The sequence below is a fragment of the Janthinobacterium sp. HH102 genome (assembly GCF_001758625.2).
In the GTDB taxonomy this organism is placed as follows: Bacteria; Pseudomonadota; Gammaproteobacteria; order Burkholderiales; family Burkholderiaceae_D; genus Janthinobacterium.
In genome coordinates, this window is the sequence record NZ_CP062062.1 from 5,744,205 (window position 1) to 5,758,997 (window position 14,793).

17 protein-coding genes are annotated in these 14,793 nt (G+C 62.0%); 6 read left to right on the top strand and 11 right to left on the bottom strand.

Features of this window, described 5'->3' with window-relative positions; genetic code table 11:
- Positions 1-8: 8 nt before the first annotated feature.
- Positions 9-431, bottom strand: a complete 423-nt coding sequence (locus tag JAB4_RS26155; protein ID WP_070222136.1) for a response regulator — start codon at positions 429-431, stop codon at positions 9-11.
- A gap of 84 nt (positions 432-515) precedes the next feature.
- Positions 516-668, bottom strand: a complete 153-nt coding sequence (locus JAB4_RS26160) for a rubredoxin (RefSeq protein WP_010401308.1) — start codon at positions 666-668, stop codon at positions 516-518.
- Positions 669-803: 135 nt separating this feature from the next.
- Between JAB4_RS26160 and JAB4_RS26165 the strand changes: the two genes are divergently transcribed.
- On the top strand, positions 804-1,622 hold the full coding sequence (locus JAB4_RS26165) for a hydroxymethylpyrimidine/phosphomethylpyrimidine kinase (protein WP_227742043.1): 819 nt from the start codon (positions 804-806) through the stop codon (positions 1,620-1,622).
- Between the two features lie 59 nt (positions 1,623-1,681).
- On the top strand, positions 1,682-2,971 hold the full coding sequence (gene hemL, locus JAB4_RS26170; RefSeq protein WP_070222138.1) for a glutamate-1-semialdehyde 2,1-aminomutase: 1,290 nt from the start codon (positions 1,682-1,684) through the stop codon (positions 2,969-2,971).
- Positions 2,972-2,977: 6 nt separating this feature from the next.
- Here the strand turns inward: hemL and JAB4_RS26175 are convergent, their stop codons facing one another.
- The 9 genes from JAB4_RS26175 to mpl all read right to left on the bottom strand — a co-directional run bounded on the left by JAB4_RS26175 (position 2,978) and on the right by mpl (position 12,374).
- Positions 2,978-3,694, bottom strand: coding sequence for an HAD-IA family hydrolase (locus JAB4_RS26175; RefSeq protein ID WP_070222139.1), 717 nt, complete (start codon positions 3,692-3,694; stop codon positions 2,978-2,980).
- 278 nt (positions 3,695-3,972) lie between these two features.
- Positions 3,973-4,938: a magnesium/cobalt transporter CorA gene (gene corA, locus JAB4_RS26180; protein WP_034746658.1), complete on the bottom strand. Its 966-nt coding sequence runs from the start codon at positions 4,936-4,938 to the stop codon at positions 3,973-3,975.
- A gap of 221 nt (positions 4,939-5,159) precedes the next feature.
- Entirely contained in the window at positions 5,160-5,885 is a 726-nt protein-coding gene (gene mtgA, locus JAB4_RS26185; protein ID WP_070222140.1) for a monofunctional biosynthetic peptidoglycan transglycosylase, read from the bottom strand.
- Positions 5,882-6,709: a shikimate dehydrogenase gene (gene aroE, locus JAB4_RS26190; protein WP_070222169.1), complete on the bottom strand. Its 828-nt coding sequence runs from the start codon at positions 6,707-6,709 to the stop codon at positions 5,882-5,884. The genes mtgA and aroE overlap by 4 nt, the downstream gene beginning before the upstream one ends.
- A gap of 11 nt (positions 6,710-6,720) precedes the next feature.
- On the bottom strand, positions 6,721-7,578 hold the full coding sequence (locus tag JAB4_RS26195; protein ID WP_070222141.1) for an energy transducer TonB: 858 nt from the start codon (positions 7,576-7,578) through the stop codon (positions 6,721-6,723).
- A gap of 137 nt (positions 7,579-7,715) precedes the next feature.
- Positions 7,716-9,803 (bottom strand): RNB domain-containing ribonuclease, encoded by a 2,088-nt coding sequence (locus JAB4_RS26200; protein ID WP_070222143.1) that lies wholly within the window; start codon positions 9,801-9,803, stop codon positions 7,716-7,718.
- Positions 9,804-9,805: 2 nt separating this feature from the next.
- The gene (locus tag JAB4_RS26205; protein ID WP_070222145.1) at positions 9,806-10,420 is read right to left on the bottom strand and encodes a chorismate lyase; all 615 of its coding nucleotides are present in this window, start codon (positions 10,418-10,420) and stop codon (positions 9,806-9,808) included.
- Positions 10,417-11,001 (bottom strand): YqiA/YcfP family alpha/beta fold hydrolase, encoded by a 585-nt coding sequence (locus JAB4_RS26210; RefSeq protein ID WP_070222147.1) that lies wholly within the window; start codon positions 10,999-11,001, stop codon positions 10,417-10,419. The genes JAB4_RS26205 and JAB4_RS26210 overlap by 4 nt, the downstream gene beginning before the upstream one ends.
- Positions 10,998-12,374: a UDP-N-acetylmuramate:L-alanyl-gamma-D-glutamyl-meso-diaminopimelate ligase gene (gene mpl / locus JAB4_RS26215; protein WP_071650218.1), complete on the bottom strand. Its 1,377-nt coding sequence runs from the start codon at positions 12,372-12,374 to the stop codon at positions 10,998-11,000. Before mpl ends, JAB4_RS26210 begins: the two co-directional genes overlap by 4 nt.
- A 115-nt stretch (positions 12,375-12,489) precedes the next feature.
- On the opposite strand from mpl, the gene JAB4_RS26220 reads away from it, so the two are divergent.
- From JAB4_RS26220 to accB, 4 genes are all read left to right on the top strand, one after another.
- Entirely contained in the window at positions 12,490-13,128 is a 639-nt protein-coding gene (locus tag JAB4_RS26220) for a hypothetical protein (RefSeq protein ID WP_070222151.1), read from the top strand.
- 19 nt (positions 13,129-13,147) lie between these two features.
- On the top strand, positions 13,148-13,702 hold the full coding sequence (locus tag JAB4_RS26225; RefSeq protein WP_070222153.1) for a TlpA disulfide reductase family protein: 555 nt from the start codon (positions 13,148-13,150) through the stop codon (positions 13,700-13,702).
- Between the two features lie 82 nt (positions 13,703-13,784).
- Positions 13,785-14,222 carry a type II 3-dehydroquinate dehydratase gene (gene aroQ / locus JAB4_RS26230; protein ID WP_034746628.1) on the top strand — a complete coding sequence of 146 codons (438 nt, stop codon included), beginning with the start codon at positions 13,785-13,787 and terminating at the stop codon, positions 14,220-14,222.
- A gap of 91 nt (positions 14,223-14,313) precedes the next feature.
- Positions 14,314-14,778, top strand: coding sequence for an acetyl-CoA carboxylase biotin carboxyl carrier protein (accB, locus tag JAB4_RS26235; RefSeq protein ID WP_070222155.1), 465 nt, complete (start codon positions 14,314-14,316; stop codon positions 14,776-14,778).
- Positions 14,779-14,793 lie beyond the last annotated feature (15 nt).

Here is a 14,793-nt window from a genome sequence, read left to right on the forward strand (position 1 = left end):
AAAAACACTTACTCAAAATGCCCGGCCAGGTGCAGCCGCACGGCCTCCAGCAGCGCCTCGCGCGCCAGCGGCTTGACCAGGCAGGCGCTGGCGCCCGCCATGGCGCCGCGCGCGCGGTCGAACAAGCCTTCCTTCGACGACAGCATCAGCACCGGCGTGGCGTGATACGCGGCGCTGGCCTTGATCAGCGCGCAGGTGCGGTAGCCGTCCAGGCGCGGCATCATAATGTCGCACACGATCAGCGCCGGCTGGCAGTCGGCGATCTTGGCCAGGGCCGCAAAGCCGTTTTCCGCCACCACCACGCGATAACCGGCCTCGCCCAGTATCTTCGCGGCCGCGCTGCGTATCGTCGCGCTGTCGTCGATGACGAGTACCGTGACGCCGGCACACACGGCATCGGACGGCGCCTCTGGCAAGGAAGATCGCGTCATGTGATTATTCGACAATTTTTCATACCATAGCACAGGCAGCCGCGACACCTGCGTGCGGCAGCGGCATCCCGTGGACCTGATTGATTACAGCGCTACCATCTCGAAATCATCCTTGCGCGCACCGCATTCAGGACAGGTCCAGTTCATCGGAACATCGGCCCAACGCGTGCCGGGAGCGATGTCTTCGTCGGGCAAGCCGGCCGCTTCATCATAAACCCAGCCGCAAATAAGACACATCCACGTTTGGAATTGCTGCGTTGTTTCGTTGCTACTCACGTTCTGCCACCCTTCAATCAAGTAAAATGCTGAATTAGGTATCTTAATCTACCCGCCGTGCAAAACCAAACTTCTCCCCTCATATTAAGCTTCGGCGTGTCCGATCCGGTCGGCGCGATCGGTATCCAGGCTGATCTGGCCACGTTTTCAGCCTTCGGCTGCCATGGCCTGTCGGTCACCACGGGCCTGCTGATCAGCGATACGGCGCGCGTGGAAGACGTGCAGGCGGTCGACCCGGACTGGGTTTCCGACCAGGCGCGCGTGCTGCTGGAAGACATGTCCGTGGCCGCCATCAAGATCGGCGCGCTGGGCAGCGTGGAAAACGTGACGGCCATCGCCGAAATCGTCTCCGACTATCCGAACGTGCCGCTGATCCTCGATCCCTTCATTTCGGCGCTGCCGGAACAGGGCATGGACGACGAGGACATCCTCACGGCCGTGCGCCAGCTGCTGATCCCGCAAACGACCCTGCTGGTGCTCTCGCCGGTGGAACTGGAGCGCCTGGCCGAGACCTGGCGCGACGCCGATCCGGACGACACCCTGCAAAACGACGTCGATTACCTGGTGGCGCTGGGCTGCGAGTACGTGCTTGTCACCGGCATGCCGGCCGACGCCAGCAAGTCCGGCATGGGCGAAGGCAAGCTGCGCGCCAATACCCTGTTCGGCGAGGACGGCGTGGTGCGCCACGACGAATGGCAGCACTTGCCCGGCATCTTCAACGGTGCCGGCAGCACCCTGTCGGCGGCGGCCACCGCCCTGCTGGCCCTGGCGGAAAACGAAGACGATGTGCCGCAAGTGGTCGTGGCGGCGCAGGAATTCACGGCCGGCGCGCTGGCGCACGCGCAGCGCCACGGCATGGGCAAGCTGGTGCCGAACCGGCTGTTCCGGCAGCAGCGCCAGCACGGCGCCCAATAATCCCGTCCAGACAAACACAGACGACACAGACAACGATCCACTCTCAAGGCACGATTATCATGACGACGACTTCACAGAACGACATCCTGTTTGCCCGCGCACAAAAAACCACGCCAGGCGGCGTCAACTCGCCCGTGCGCGCCTTCCGCTCCGTGGGCGGCACGCCGCGCTTCATCACGCGCGCCGAAGGCCCGTACTTCTGGGACGCGGACGGCAAGCGCTATATCGACTACATCGGCTCGTGGGGCCCGGCCATCGTCGGCCACGCCCACCCGGAAGTGGTAAAGGCGGTGCAGGATGCGGCCGCGCTGGGCCTGTCGTTCGGTGCGCCGACCGAAGGCGAAGTGCTGATGGCCGAGGAAATCACGCGTCTGGTGCCGTCGATCGAGCAGGTGCGCCTGGTGTCGTCGGGCACGGAAGCGACCATGAGCGCCCTGCGCCTGGCGCGCGGCGCCACGGGACGCGACAAGATCGTCAAGTTCGAAGGCTGCTACCACGGCCACGCCGATTCGCTGCTGGTCAAGGCGGGCAGCGGCCTGCTCACCTTCGGCAACCCGACGTCGGCCGGCGTGCCGGAAGATTTTGTCAAGCACACCCTGGTGCTCGACTATAACAACGTGGAACAGCTGAAGGACGCCTTCGACAGCTTCGGCGCGGAAATCGCCTGCGTCATCGTCGAACCGGTGGCCGGCAACATGAACCTGGTGAAAGCCACGCCGGCATTCCTGCAGGCGATGCGCGAGCTGTGCACGCAGCACGGCGCCCTGCTCATTTTCGATGAAGTCATGTGCGGCTTGCGCGTGGCCCTGGGCGGCGCGCAGGCGCTGTACGGCATCCAGCCCGACCTCACCGCGCTGGGCAAGGTGATCGGCGGCGGCATGCCGGTGGCGGCCTTCGGCGGCAGCGCGGCGCTGATGCACAACATGGCGCCGCTGGGCGCCGTCTACCAGGCCGGCACCTTGTCCGGCAACCCGGTCGCCGTGGCGGCCGGCATGGCCACCCTGAAACTGATCCAGCAGCCTGGCTTCTACGAGCAGCTGGGCGCCACGGCCAAGCGCCTGGCCGAAGGCCTGACCGCCGCCGCCAAGGAGGCAGGCGTGGTGTTCTGCGCCGACTACATCGGCGGCATGTTCGGCATCTACTTCAGCGAAACACCGCCGACCAGCTACGCGGAAATGATGGCGGGCGACCGCAGCAAGTTCAACGCCTTCTTCCACGCCATGCTGGACGAAGGCGTGTACTTCGCGCCCGCCGCCTTCGAGGCGGGCTTCGTCTCGGCGCAGCACGATGACGCCGTCATCGACGCCACCATCGCTGCCGCGCGCAAGGTCTTTGCTAAATTAGCATAAGCACAATCAGACGGTCGCGGTGTCCATCACCGCGGCCACCAGCGCCGGCAGCCTGGCCATGTCGTTGAACACGACATGCGCGCCGGCCGCTTTCAACCTATCTTCCTGGCCGGCGGCGATATGCCCGCCGCCGATGAATCCCAATACCGTCATGCCCGCCGCCACGGCGGCCGTCACGCCCGTGACGCTGTCTTCCAGCACCAGGCATTGGCTTGGCGGCACGCCAAACGCGGCAGCCGCTGCCAGGTAGACGCCCGGATGCGGCTTGGCATGGCCCACTAGGTCCGGCGTAAACACGCGCTTGTCGAACAGCGGCGCCATGCTGGTCCGCTCGAGCGCCGACAGCACGCGCGCGCTGACGCTGTTCGAGGCCACGGCCTTGGGCAGCGCAATGGCGGCCAGCGCCTGCGCCACGCCGGGCACGGCGCGCAATTGCGCGTCGCAAGCGGCATCGACGGCGTTGCCGATGGCCATGATCTCGTCGGCCGGCAATTGCGGCAAGCCCAGCTCCTTGTAGATATCCTGCATCAGCGGCACCAGGCGCTGGCCCAGGCGCGGCTCGATCAAGCCTTGCAGGGTGACGCCCTCGGGCAGGTTCGGCAGGCGCGGCCCCAGCAACTCCAGCAGCGCTTGCAGGGCCACGGCTTCGCTGTCGATCAGCACGCCATCGCAGTCGCTGATCAGATGGGTAAAGCGCGGTGGGGTGATGGCGGTATCAGGCATGGACTCTCCAGAAGACAACGGTGACGGGAAATGCGGCGGCCAGCCGGCCAAGGCTGGCATCGCAACGATCATAGGTGGAACAGGCGGACGCTGCCACGCAGAAAACGGCTCAATGACGATACTTTTCTGCAAAAGACAGACTACGGGGAAAAGACTGGCTCAACACAGGCAACGTAGATACCAATTCAATACCACGCGATACCAGTGATTATCGCTGATTTTTGAATTTGCTGCGCTCGCCTTGAAACCGGGACGCGGGAGCGTCCCGGCGATGCTGCTTATTTCAGCCAGCCGCGGTGGCGGAAGTACAGGAAGGGCGCGATGGCGCTGGTGATCATCAAGCCCCAGGCCCATGGATAGCCGAACGACCATTCCAGCTCCGGCATCAGCTTGAAGTTCATGCCGTACACGCTGGCGATCAGGGTAGGCGGCAGGAAGGCCACGCTGGCCACCGAGAAGATCTTGATGATCTTGTTCTGGTTGATGTTGATGAAACCGACGGTGGCGTCCATCAGGAAGTTGATCTTGTCGAACAGGAACGAGGTGTGGCCATCGAGCGATTCGATGTCGCGCAAAATCTGGCGCGCTTCCTCGAACTGCTCGGAATTGAGCAAACGGCCGCGCATCAGGAAGCTCACGGCACGGCGCGTATCCATCATGTTGCGGCGGATACGGCCATTCAAATCTTCCTCGTGGGCAATGGCATTCAGCGCTTCGGCCGCGTGCGCATCGGTAAATTCCTTTTGCAGTACGCGCGTGCTGACTTCTTCCAGATTCTGGTAGATGCCTTCGAGCACGTCGGCCGAATATTCGGCATCGGTGGCGTACAGGTCGAGCAGCACGTCCATGTAGTCGGCAATCGAGCCGGGCCGCGAACGGGCGCGCATGCGTACCAGGCGGAACACGGGCAAGTCGTCCGTATGCATGGAAAACAGGATCTTGCGGGCCAGAATGAAGGCCACGGTGATGACGCGCGACGGGCCGTCGTCCTCTTCGCGCAAGAAATCCGTGCGCAGGTGCAAGTCGCCGTTTTCCGCTTCGTAATAGCGGGCCGACGCTTCAATATCCTTGACTTCGTCTTCGCCCGGCAGGGTGACGTTGTAGATGGCTTTGACCCAGGCCCGTTCATCATCGGTAGGGTCGGTCAGGTCGACCCACACCGGTTCGGCATTTTCGAGGTCTGCGCGGCTGTCGATCGGCACCTGGTTGAGCCGGCCATTCTGTAATACAAAGACATTGATCATGCGCGCTCTCAGCCGGATGTGGGGTTATCGTGATGTGCTGGCGCTGGCGCCAAAAATGAAAACAGCGCAAGTGTACCCGCAAAGGCCTTTTCACGACCACCCCCGGCACGGCTTTTTCACGGAAAAAGTGCGGCGTTGCACCAAGGGAGGCGATTAAGATGCTGCGCCGCAATAGTGCCAATCAGGCAGCTTTAACTTTATGCAAAGGAATCGCCCCGCCATCAAGGCAATTCCGCCGCCCCCATGCGGCGCAGGATGACGCCCGTACGCCGGTTCAGATAGCCCGTGTCGCGGTGGCGGTCGTAAAAGCGGGGGTTCGGCAGCATCACGGCCAGTTTCGCCGCCTGCGCCGCGCTCAAGCCCGCCGCGCTGACCTTGTAATAGTGGCGCGCGGCCGCCTCGGCGCCGAAGGTGCCCGTGCCAAATTCCACCACGTTCAGATAAATCTCGAAAATGCGCTGCTTTTCCATCAGGTTTTCCAGCATATACGTGATGATCAGTTCCTGGCCCTTGCGCACATAGCTGCGCGAACCGGACAGGAACAGATTCTTCGCCAGCTGCTGCGTGATCGTGGAGCCGCCCGCCACGACTTTCTGCTTCTTGCTGTTCTTTTCATATGCCTTTTGCAAGGCTTCCCAGTCCACGCCTTCGTGCTCGGAAAAATTCGCGTCTTCCGAGGCGATGATGGCCCGTTTCAGATTGTTCGAAATGCGGTTGTACGGCACCCACGTCTGCTGGATCGTGGCATTCGGATTCTTTTCCTGCAAGACAGACAACTGTTCGCGCATGAAAGCCGTGCTGGACGGGTTATGGTCGACCCACCACCAGATTTGCAGGAAGAAATACAGTTGCACGACGATAAAGGCCAGCACGGGCACGATGAACAGCCACTTGATCCAGCCATAGCCACGGCCGCTCTTGCGCGCGCCCTTCTTGCCGGCGCTCACAGGCTGCCCCGCAATTGCGCCAGCAAATCCTGCGTCTGCGGCCGCACGCCACGCCACACGTAAAACGCTTCGGCCGCCTGCTCCACCAGCATGCCCAGGCCGTCGCGCACCTGCGCGCCATGCTGGGCGGCAAAATCCATGAAGACGGTGGGCTGGGCACCGTACATCATGTCCAGCGCCAGGGTGCGGCTGCCGAAGATACCGGGCGGCACGGGCGGCAAGTCGCCCGCCAGGCTGGCCGAGGTGGCATTGATGACGATGTCGAAGACGCCTTCAGGCTGCGTGAAGCCGCCGGCGCGCAGCTGGCCGGGGTGCGCCAGCGCATCGGCAAACTGCGCCACCAGCGCCTCGGCCGTGGCCACGGTGCGGTTGGCAATGAACATTTCCTGCGGCCCCTGTTCCAGCAAGGGCAGCACGACGCCGCGCGCCGCGCCGCCCGCCCCCAGCAGCAGGACGCGCTTGCCGGCGATGGCCACGCCCGCGTTGCGCACGATGTCGGCCACCAGGCCCGCGCCATCGGTATTGTCGCCAAGAATGATGTCGCCATCAAAACGCAGGGTATTGACGGCGCCGGCGGCCCTGGCCCGCGGCGTCAGCGCGGTGGCCAGCGCGCACGCGTCGAGCTTGAAGGGCACCGTCACGTTCGCGCCCTTACCGCCCTCGACCGCAAACGTGCGGGCGGCCAGCGCAAAGCCGTCGAGCGGCGCCAGCCGGCGTTCGTAGACCAACGCTTGTCCTGTCTGCTGGGCAAACGCGGCGTGGATCAGGGGGGACTTGCTGTGGGCGATGGGATTGCCGAAGACGCAATATTGATCGGGGTTCATCTCTTGCTTGTTCAATTGCTGCCGCCAGTCAGGTTAGCTTCCATTTTTTCTTCGCGGGTAAATTTGAAACGGGTGATGACGACCCACAGGTCATCTTTATCACTCGACAACATATTCGGTGGGAAACGGCCGAACGGCGCCGCGCGGCGCACGATGGCCAGGGCTGCCGCGTCCAGCGCGGGATTACCCGAGCTTTTTTCCACGCGGACGCCGCCCTCTTTCTGGTAAATCGTGCCATCCTGGAAGATGGGGATGTAGACGACCAGTTCGCCATACATCTTGCGGCCATTGTTTTGCGGGAAATTCAGGGTGCCGATTTCCTCGATACGCTTTTGCAGGGTCTTGTAATACATGGCATAGCCGACCTCCTGCGTACTGGGCGTAATAAAGGTCTTGCGCGGGCGCTTGTTCTGGTCTTCCACGGTCTGGCTGATCTCGGCCGCCATGCGGGCGATGGCCTTGCTGCTTTCCATCAAGTCCGAACCGGAGGCCAGGGGATTGGGCTTGTCTTTTTCCGTGACGGGCGCGGCGCTGTAGGGCGTCGCCTTGGCCGCCTGCGTCAGCAGTTCCTGCTGCTTCTGCTCGAGTTCGGCGATGCGCCGGGCGCTGGCCTTGACGCTGTCGCCCTCTTCCACCTTGCGCATGTCGGGCAAGGGCGACTTGGCGCGCCCCTTGTCCGCTTGTCCACCGCCGTCGAGGTTGGCTTGCGCCAGTGCATCGGCCTTCAGCGGCTTGTCCGCATGCTTGGCATTGACCAGTATCACTTCCAGGCCGGGATCGGTGGCGACGGCCCGCTGCGGGGCCGGGGCGACAAAATGCATCGCCAGCAAGGCGCCGTGCGCCAGCAGCGATACCGCCACGGCGATCATCAGGAAACGATTCTCTCGGAAAGACTTCACGCGCAACCCAGTTAGCAACAAGCACACCATACAAGATGGCTGAATTCTACGTCAAAGGGCGACGCGGGAAACAGTTTTAGTCCCGTTTTTCACGCCGCCCCGCAGCCTTACTTGACCTCGGGCTCGCTGACCACGTCTTCGCTGGCCAGTTCCGCCACTTCCGCGTCCGCGTCGCTGACCTGGTTCGCCGCTTCCGGCGAAGCTTCCGCCGCCGCGTCGCCCTCTTCCGCACCTTCGTCGCCCGATTCCTCTTCGTAGTCGAGCTCGGCATCGGCCGCCGTATCGGGCACGGCAGCGATTTCCAGCAGGCGCGCTTCGATGCTCAGGTCGACTTCATCCCAGCGCAAGAGATCCAGCTTGACCTGCGCACCGCGCGCCACCGATGGCATGCCCGGCAGCTTGATGACCAGCGGAATGTCGACCAGGCGCAGGATTTCATCTTTCAGCACGACGGCATCGACCTGGCGCGCGTTTTCCTGGTGCAGCCAGCGCAAGCACCAGTAGCGTTCCATATTCGACTGGAAATCGCCATACGCGGCATACGCGGCGTCGAAGGCCGAGACGATGGCGAACAGATTCGCATCGCGCGGCTTGAACGGGGCCACCAGCGGCGCCGTCACGCCATGCTCGGCGCAGGCGATGATTTGCCACTGGTTCACCAGGTCCGTGTAGCGGCGCAAGGGCGAGGTGCTCCACGCGTATTGATCCACGCCCAGGCCCTGATGCGGCGCCGCATGGGTGACCATGCGCACCTGCATCTTTGCCGCCCAGCTATTGCCGCTGCCGCCGCCCTGGCTGCGGTAGATGCCCGGTACGCCATGGTCGTGCAGCATCTTGCCCCAGGTACTGTTGGCAAAGATCATCAATTCGGCGACGATCTTGTCCAGCGGCGCGCCACGCTTGCGGCGCGCCACGGTGACGATGTCGTTTTCCACATAAAAGTTGAAATCGACGCGGTTATTCTGTTCCGGCTTCAGGCCAAACGCTTCGCGCTTCTTCATGCGGCCCTGTTCCAGCTGCTGCGCCCATTGCCACAGCACAGCGAAATCGGCCTTGTGCGGGTATTCTCCTTCGCCGCTGGCCAGGGTTTCCTCGTTGACCAGGTCGTCGAGCTGGTTGTGGCGCAAGTTGCTGGCAATCGGCACCAGCTCGGCGCGCGTCTGCGTGCTGACCACGGCCCAGTCGGCTTTCGGGTCCAGGGTCGCATACAGCGACAGGGCCGGGCACGTCGTGCCTTCCGCCAGGGTAAACGCATTGACGATTTCGTCCGGCAGCATGGTGATCTTGTCGCCCGGCATGTAGACGGTCGACATGCGCTGGCGCGCCATCTTGTCGATCACGTCTTCCGGACGGATGCCCAGGCCCGGCGCGGCGATGTGAATACCCACTTTCACGGTGCCGTCCGGCAAGGACTGCACGGAGAAAGCATCGTCGATCTCGGTCGTGGTCACGTCGTCGATCGAGAAGGCGGCCACGTCGGCCAGCGGCAGCTTGGCTGTCACGGACGGCACGGGCACGCTCGGGAAACCGGCGCCCTTGGGGAAATTTTCGAAGAGGAACTTCGACAGGTGCAAGTCTTTCGGCGAAGCGATACCACCGACAGCCAGCATCAGGCGCGGCGGCGTCGTGTGCAATTCCGTGCACGCCGCTTCCAGCGCCTTATATTCAATCGTGTTCTTGTCCGGCTTGAACAGCAATTGCAGCACCATGGGTTGCATCGAAGCGGGCAAACGGTTCTGTTTCAGCTCTTCCACATAGCCTGCCTGCACCAGGGCCTGCTGCTTTTTCTTTTCGATGCCGGCCAATGCCGCCTTCAAGGACGCTTCCGGCGCCGCCTTGTAACGGCCACGGCCCTTCTTGTAGAAATACACGGGTGCCGAATGCAGGGCGAGGATCAGGCCGGCCGCTTCCGGCGGCAAGGGGGCATGGCCGAAATACTCGGCGCCCAGCTCGGCAAAGCCGAACTCGTCTTCGCCCGCCACTTCCCACAGGAAATCGAGGTCGATCTCGGCGGCGACGGCCTTGGCCTGTTCCAGCAGCTCGGCCGGGGCCGGCTTTTCATACTGCAGCAGCACATCCTTGACCTTGACCTTGGTGCGCTTGCCGCTGGCCATTTCGACCTGGTACGCTTCACCCGCTTGCGACAGGACCGTGCCGACCTTGAAATCGCCGGATTCTTCAAAAAATAGATTCATTATTATGCTTTGTTTATTAGTGTGTCGGTTGCAGCGGTGCGAGCGACGGACGTCAACTCGAGCACCGCCGGCAAAAATACTTCGGTTACCAGCAGCAATCCCTGGTGACGCTGGTACAGGCAGCGGCGGGCAAAAAACAGCGACTTGGCATCAAAGCGCCTCCCTTCCAATGCCAGTGCCGCCTGCGCCCGCTGCACCAGCGGATGGCCGGCGCGCAAACGGGCAAATTCCAGTGCACCGCGGCGTACCATGCGGTCGCCAAACAGGGTCGTGCCCAGCGAACGCTCGCCCAGCGCGGAAAACAGGGGCCAGTCCGTGGCCGTCGCCTGCATGGGCACGACGGTATGGCCAAACACGGCCGGTCTGTTATCACAACGCAACAGCACTTCGCGCTCCCATACCCGGCCCGCGCGGTGCAAACCAATGATGGCGGCCTCGTCGCTCAAGCAGCGTGCCGTTTCCTGATGCAAACATTGCACGCGGAACGCCTGGCTATGCGCTTTTAGCTTGGCCGTCAGCGAACCGCCGCCCGTGAGCCAGTGGCGCAAGGCCGGCGGCGCATTGACGGCATTGACGTGCGCATGCCATTGCGCCTGCCGCAGCGAACCCGGCCTCACTGGGCAGAGTCCGCGTCGATGCCGCAAAAGGCCAGCACGGGCGCCAGGTATGCGGCAAATTCGCTGATGCCATGGTCGCTGCCGTCGATGACGCACTGCCGCGCACCCTGATAATGCGCCACCATGTCGCGGTAGTCGAGCACTTCATCGCCGGTGGCGGCGATCAGGAAGTAACGTTGCGACTCAGTAATTTTCTCTACAGCAAAGGTTCCAAGTTCGGCGATGTATTCGCGCTTGAACTCGAATGGCTTGTCCGAATGGAACTCCGTCGTCACGCCCACATGCTGCTCCAGGTCGATCAGGGGCACGATGGCAGGATTGAGCAGCACGGCGCGGCAACCGAGCCGCTCGGCCAGCCAGGTGGCGTAATAGCCGCCCAGCGAGGAGCCGATAATCGTCAGGTCGGCCGGCGCCACGTCTTTCACTAATGACAAGGCCAATTCAATGGCCAGCTTGGGCGAGGCCGGCAATTGCGGGCACAGCCACTGTGCTTCGCGGCCCAGCGCCTGCATCTGCGCGGCCAGCAGGCGCGACTTCATCGACAGGGGCGACGAGCGGAATCCATGCAGGTACAGAATCATCGACCCAGCGCCTCCAGCAATTTCTGGTGCACGCCGCCAAAGCCGCCGTTGCTCATGACGACGATCTGGTCGCCGGGACGGGCGCTGGCGGCCACGGCGGCCACGAGGGTATCGATGTCTTCATAGGCGCTGGCAATCTTGCCCAGCGGCGCCAGCGCGTCGCCCAGACTCCAGCCCAGCGCGGCATGACTGCCAAAACCGAAGACCAGGTCCGCATCCTTGAGGCTGCCCGGCAACGCCTCTTTCATGGCGCCCAGCTTCATGGTGTTCGAGCGCGGTTCCAGCACGGCCAGGATGCGGCCGCTGTCGCCTATCTTCTGGCGCAAGCCGCCCACGGTGGTGGCAATGGCCGTCGGATGGTGCGCGAAATCGTCGTACACGGTGATGTCGTTGACCACGCCGCGCACTTCCATGCGGCGCTTGACGCTCTCGAACGTGGCCAGCGAAGCGCACGCCTGGGCAATGGGCACGCCCACGTGGCGCGCGGCGGCGATGGCCGCCAGCGCATTGCTGCGGTTGTGCTTGCCCGTGAGCGCCCAGGCCACATGGCCTTCCTGCTGGCCATTGAAATACACATCGAAGCTGCCGTCGGCCTGCTCTTGCAGTTGCCAGTTAGCATCTTGACCAAAACTTTCCTGTTCGCTCCAGCAACCGCGTGCCAGCACGCGCTGCAGCGACACTTCGTCGCCGTTGTACACGAGGCGGCCGATGCCGGGCACGGTGCGCACCAGATGGTGAAATTGCGTCTCGATCGCGTGCAGATCGGGGAAGATGTCGGCGTGATCGTATTCCAGGTTATTCATGACGGCCGTCTTCGCGTGGTAATGCACGAATTTGCTGCGCTTGTCGAAGAAGGCCGTATCGTATTCGTCGGCTTCGATGACGAAGAAGTCCGACTCGGCGCTCTTGCCGTCGATCTTGCCGGACAGGCGGGCGGAAATGCCAAAGTTCATCGGCACGCCGCCGATCAAAAAGCCCGGCGCGTAGCCCGCGTCTTCGAGTATCCAGGCCAGCATGGCCGAAGTTGTCGTCTTGCCATGCGTGCCGGCCACGGCCAGCACCCACCGATTGCGCAGGATGTGTTCGCCGATCCATTGCGGGCCCGATACATACGGCAGGCTGCGGTTGAGGATTTCTTCCACCAGCGGGTTGCCGCGCGAGACCACATTGCCAATCACATACAAATCCGGGTTCAGCTTGGTCTGTTCCGGATCAAACCCCTGGATCAGTTCGATTCCTTGCGCTTCCAGCTGGGTGCTCATCGGCGGATAGACGTTGGCATCGCAACCGGTGACTTTATGGCCGGCTTCCTTGGCCAGGACAGCCAGGCCGCCCATGAAGGTACCGCAAATACCGAGAATATGAATATGCATGTGATCAGTGCGAAAGGTGCACGCTTAAGTAAGTAAGACGGTGAGATAAAAAACAGCAAGTGCAGGATTTTACCTGACGCCATGACTTTTTCCGCTTCGGAGTATCATCTCGCTCATGACGAACGATGCATTTGACGATAGCGCGCAGTTGCGCCTGGAAATCGCCGCCGCTGCCGCGCGCCTCGTGGCGCAGGATGGCGCCGACTATGGCAGCGCCAAGCGCAAGGCGGCGCGGCAAGTCCTCGGTGACGCGCCGAACCTGACCAATGTACTGCCTGACAACGACATGATCGAAGAACAGGTGCGGCAATACAATGCCCTGTTCCTGGCCGACAGCCAGCCGGCACGGCTGTTCCAGCTGCGCACGATTGCGCTGCAGGTCATGGAAGCGTTGCAACAATTTCATCCCCTGCTCAGCGGCCCCGTGCTCAATGGCACGGCCGGCCCCCATGACGAGATCTATCTGCAGCTGTTTGCCGAGAGCGCCAAGGAAATCCACATCTTCCTGCTGAATAAAAATGTCGTGCTCGACATGTCGGAAAGCCCGCATTTCAAGGGAGCGCGTTATGATGCGGTCGAGACAGCCAGTTTCTTGTGGAAAAACGAAGGCGTGCACGCCGCCATGTATGAGCTCGACGATATGCGCGGCGCGCTGAAAGCCAAGGCGGACGGCAAGGTGCTGCGCACCGATATCGCCGGGCTGCGCAGCCTGCTGGCCGCCAGCCTTGCCGATGGCGTGCCGGCTGCCGACTAACATTGATATAGATAAAGTTATGACAAAAAAGAATTGGATCGCCTGCGCCATCGTCGCGCTGATGTTTGGCGGCATGGGCGCCTACGTCGGTTTAAGCAAGGAAAAAGCGAAAGCAGCGGGACCGCTGACGACCACGATCGCGCCAGGCGCGACGGGCCCCGTCAATGAGCTGTATGCGCTGTCCTTGCCGGACGCGGCGGGCGCCACGCAAGCCTTGTCGCAATGGAAAGGCAAGAATTTGCTGGTCAATTTCTGGGCGCCGTGGTGCCCTCCTTGCGTGGAAGAAATGCCGGAGTTATCCGAAGTGCAAGGCCACTATGCGGCAAAAAACCTGCAGGTGATCGGCATCGGCATCGATTCGGCCAGCAATATTGCCACTTTTGCCAGCAAATTCAAGATTGCCTATCCCGTGTATGTCTCCGGCATGAGCGGCACCGACCTGTCGCGCCATTTTGGCAATGCCACGGGCGGTTTGCCCTTTACGGTGCTGATCGGCGCCGATGGCGAAGTCAAAAAGACCTATCTGGGCCGCTTGAAATTTGATCAGTTACGCGCCGATCTGGATAAATTGTAAATTCGGAGCGTGCTTTTTTCTCTTGCCAATGCGTATCTTTGGCGGCAAAATGCGGAACTTTCGCTAAAACGGTCTTCCATACATGGCAAAAAACCTCCTTCTGCTCAACGGTCCCAACCTGAATTTGCTGGGAACGCGCGAGCCTGAGGTCTACGGCGCCAGCACCTTGGCCGATATCGAACAGGCAGCAATGGCGCAAGCCATGGCGGCCGGTGCCGACCTGGTCTGCTTTCAAAGCAACCACGAAGGCGCGCTGATCGACCGCATCCATGCCGCGCGAGCGGAAGGGATCGATGCCATCGTCATCAATCCGGGCGGCCTGACCCATACCAGTGTTGCCTTGCGCGATGCGCTGGCCGGGGTCGCCATCCCGTTCGTGGAAGTCCATATCTCGAATATTTATCAACGCGAAACGTTTCGACATCACTCATTTCTCAGCGCGATCGCGCAGGGGACGATCTGCGGGCTAGGTATCGATGGATATCGGTTTGCCATCGACTTTGCGCTTAAAAAACGTTAATCTACGCGATCTGCACGCATTTAGCGCGGCGATAGGCTCTTGGACATCACCGCATCACTCATAAAACAAACTACATTCCTAGGGGTTTTACATGGATCTACGAAAACTCAAGACCTTGATCGACCTGGTCGCCGAATCGGATATCGCAGAGCTGGAAGTTACCGAAGGCGAAAGCAAGGTTCGCATCGTCAAATCGTCGGCCATGCCGCAAAACCAGATGGTCATGATGCAGCCGCAAGGCATGCAAGCCCAATACCAGCCAGCCGCGCCAGCCGCCGCTCCCGCTGCGGCACCTGCCGTCGTGGTCGCCGCCGAGCCAACGGGCTATGTGGTCAAGTCGCCGATGGTCGGTACCTTCTACCGTTCCTCCGCTCCTGGCAGCGCCGCCTATGTTGAAGTGGGCTCGACCGTCAAGGAAGGTGATACCCTGTGCATCATCGAAGCGATGAAGCTCCTGAATGAAATCGACTCCGATAAAGCCGGCGTCGTGACCCAGATCCTGGTCGAAAACGGCCAACCGGTCGAATTCGGTCAACCCTTGTTTGTGATCGGCTAAAACCCAGTCCACACG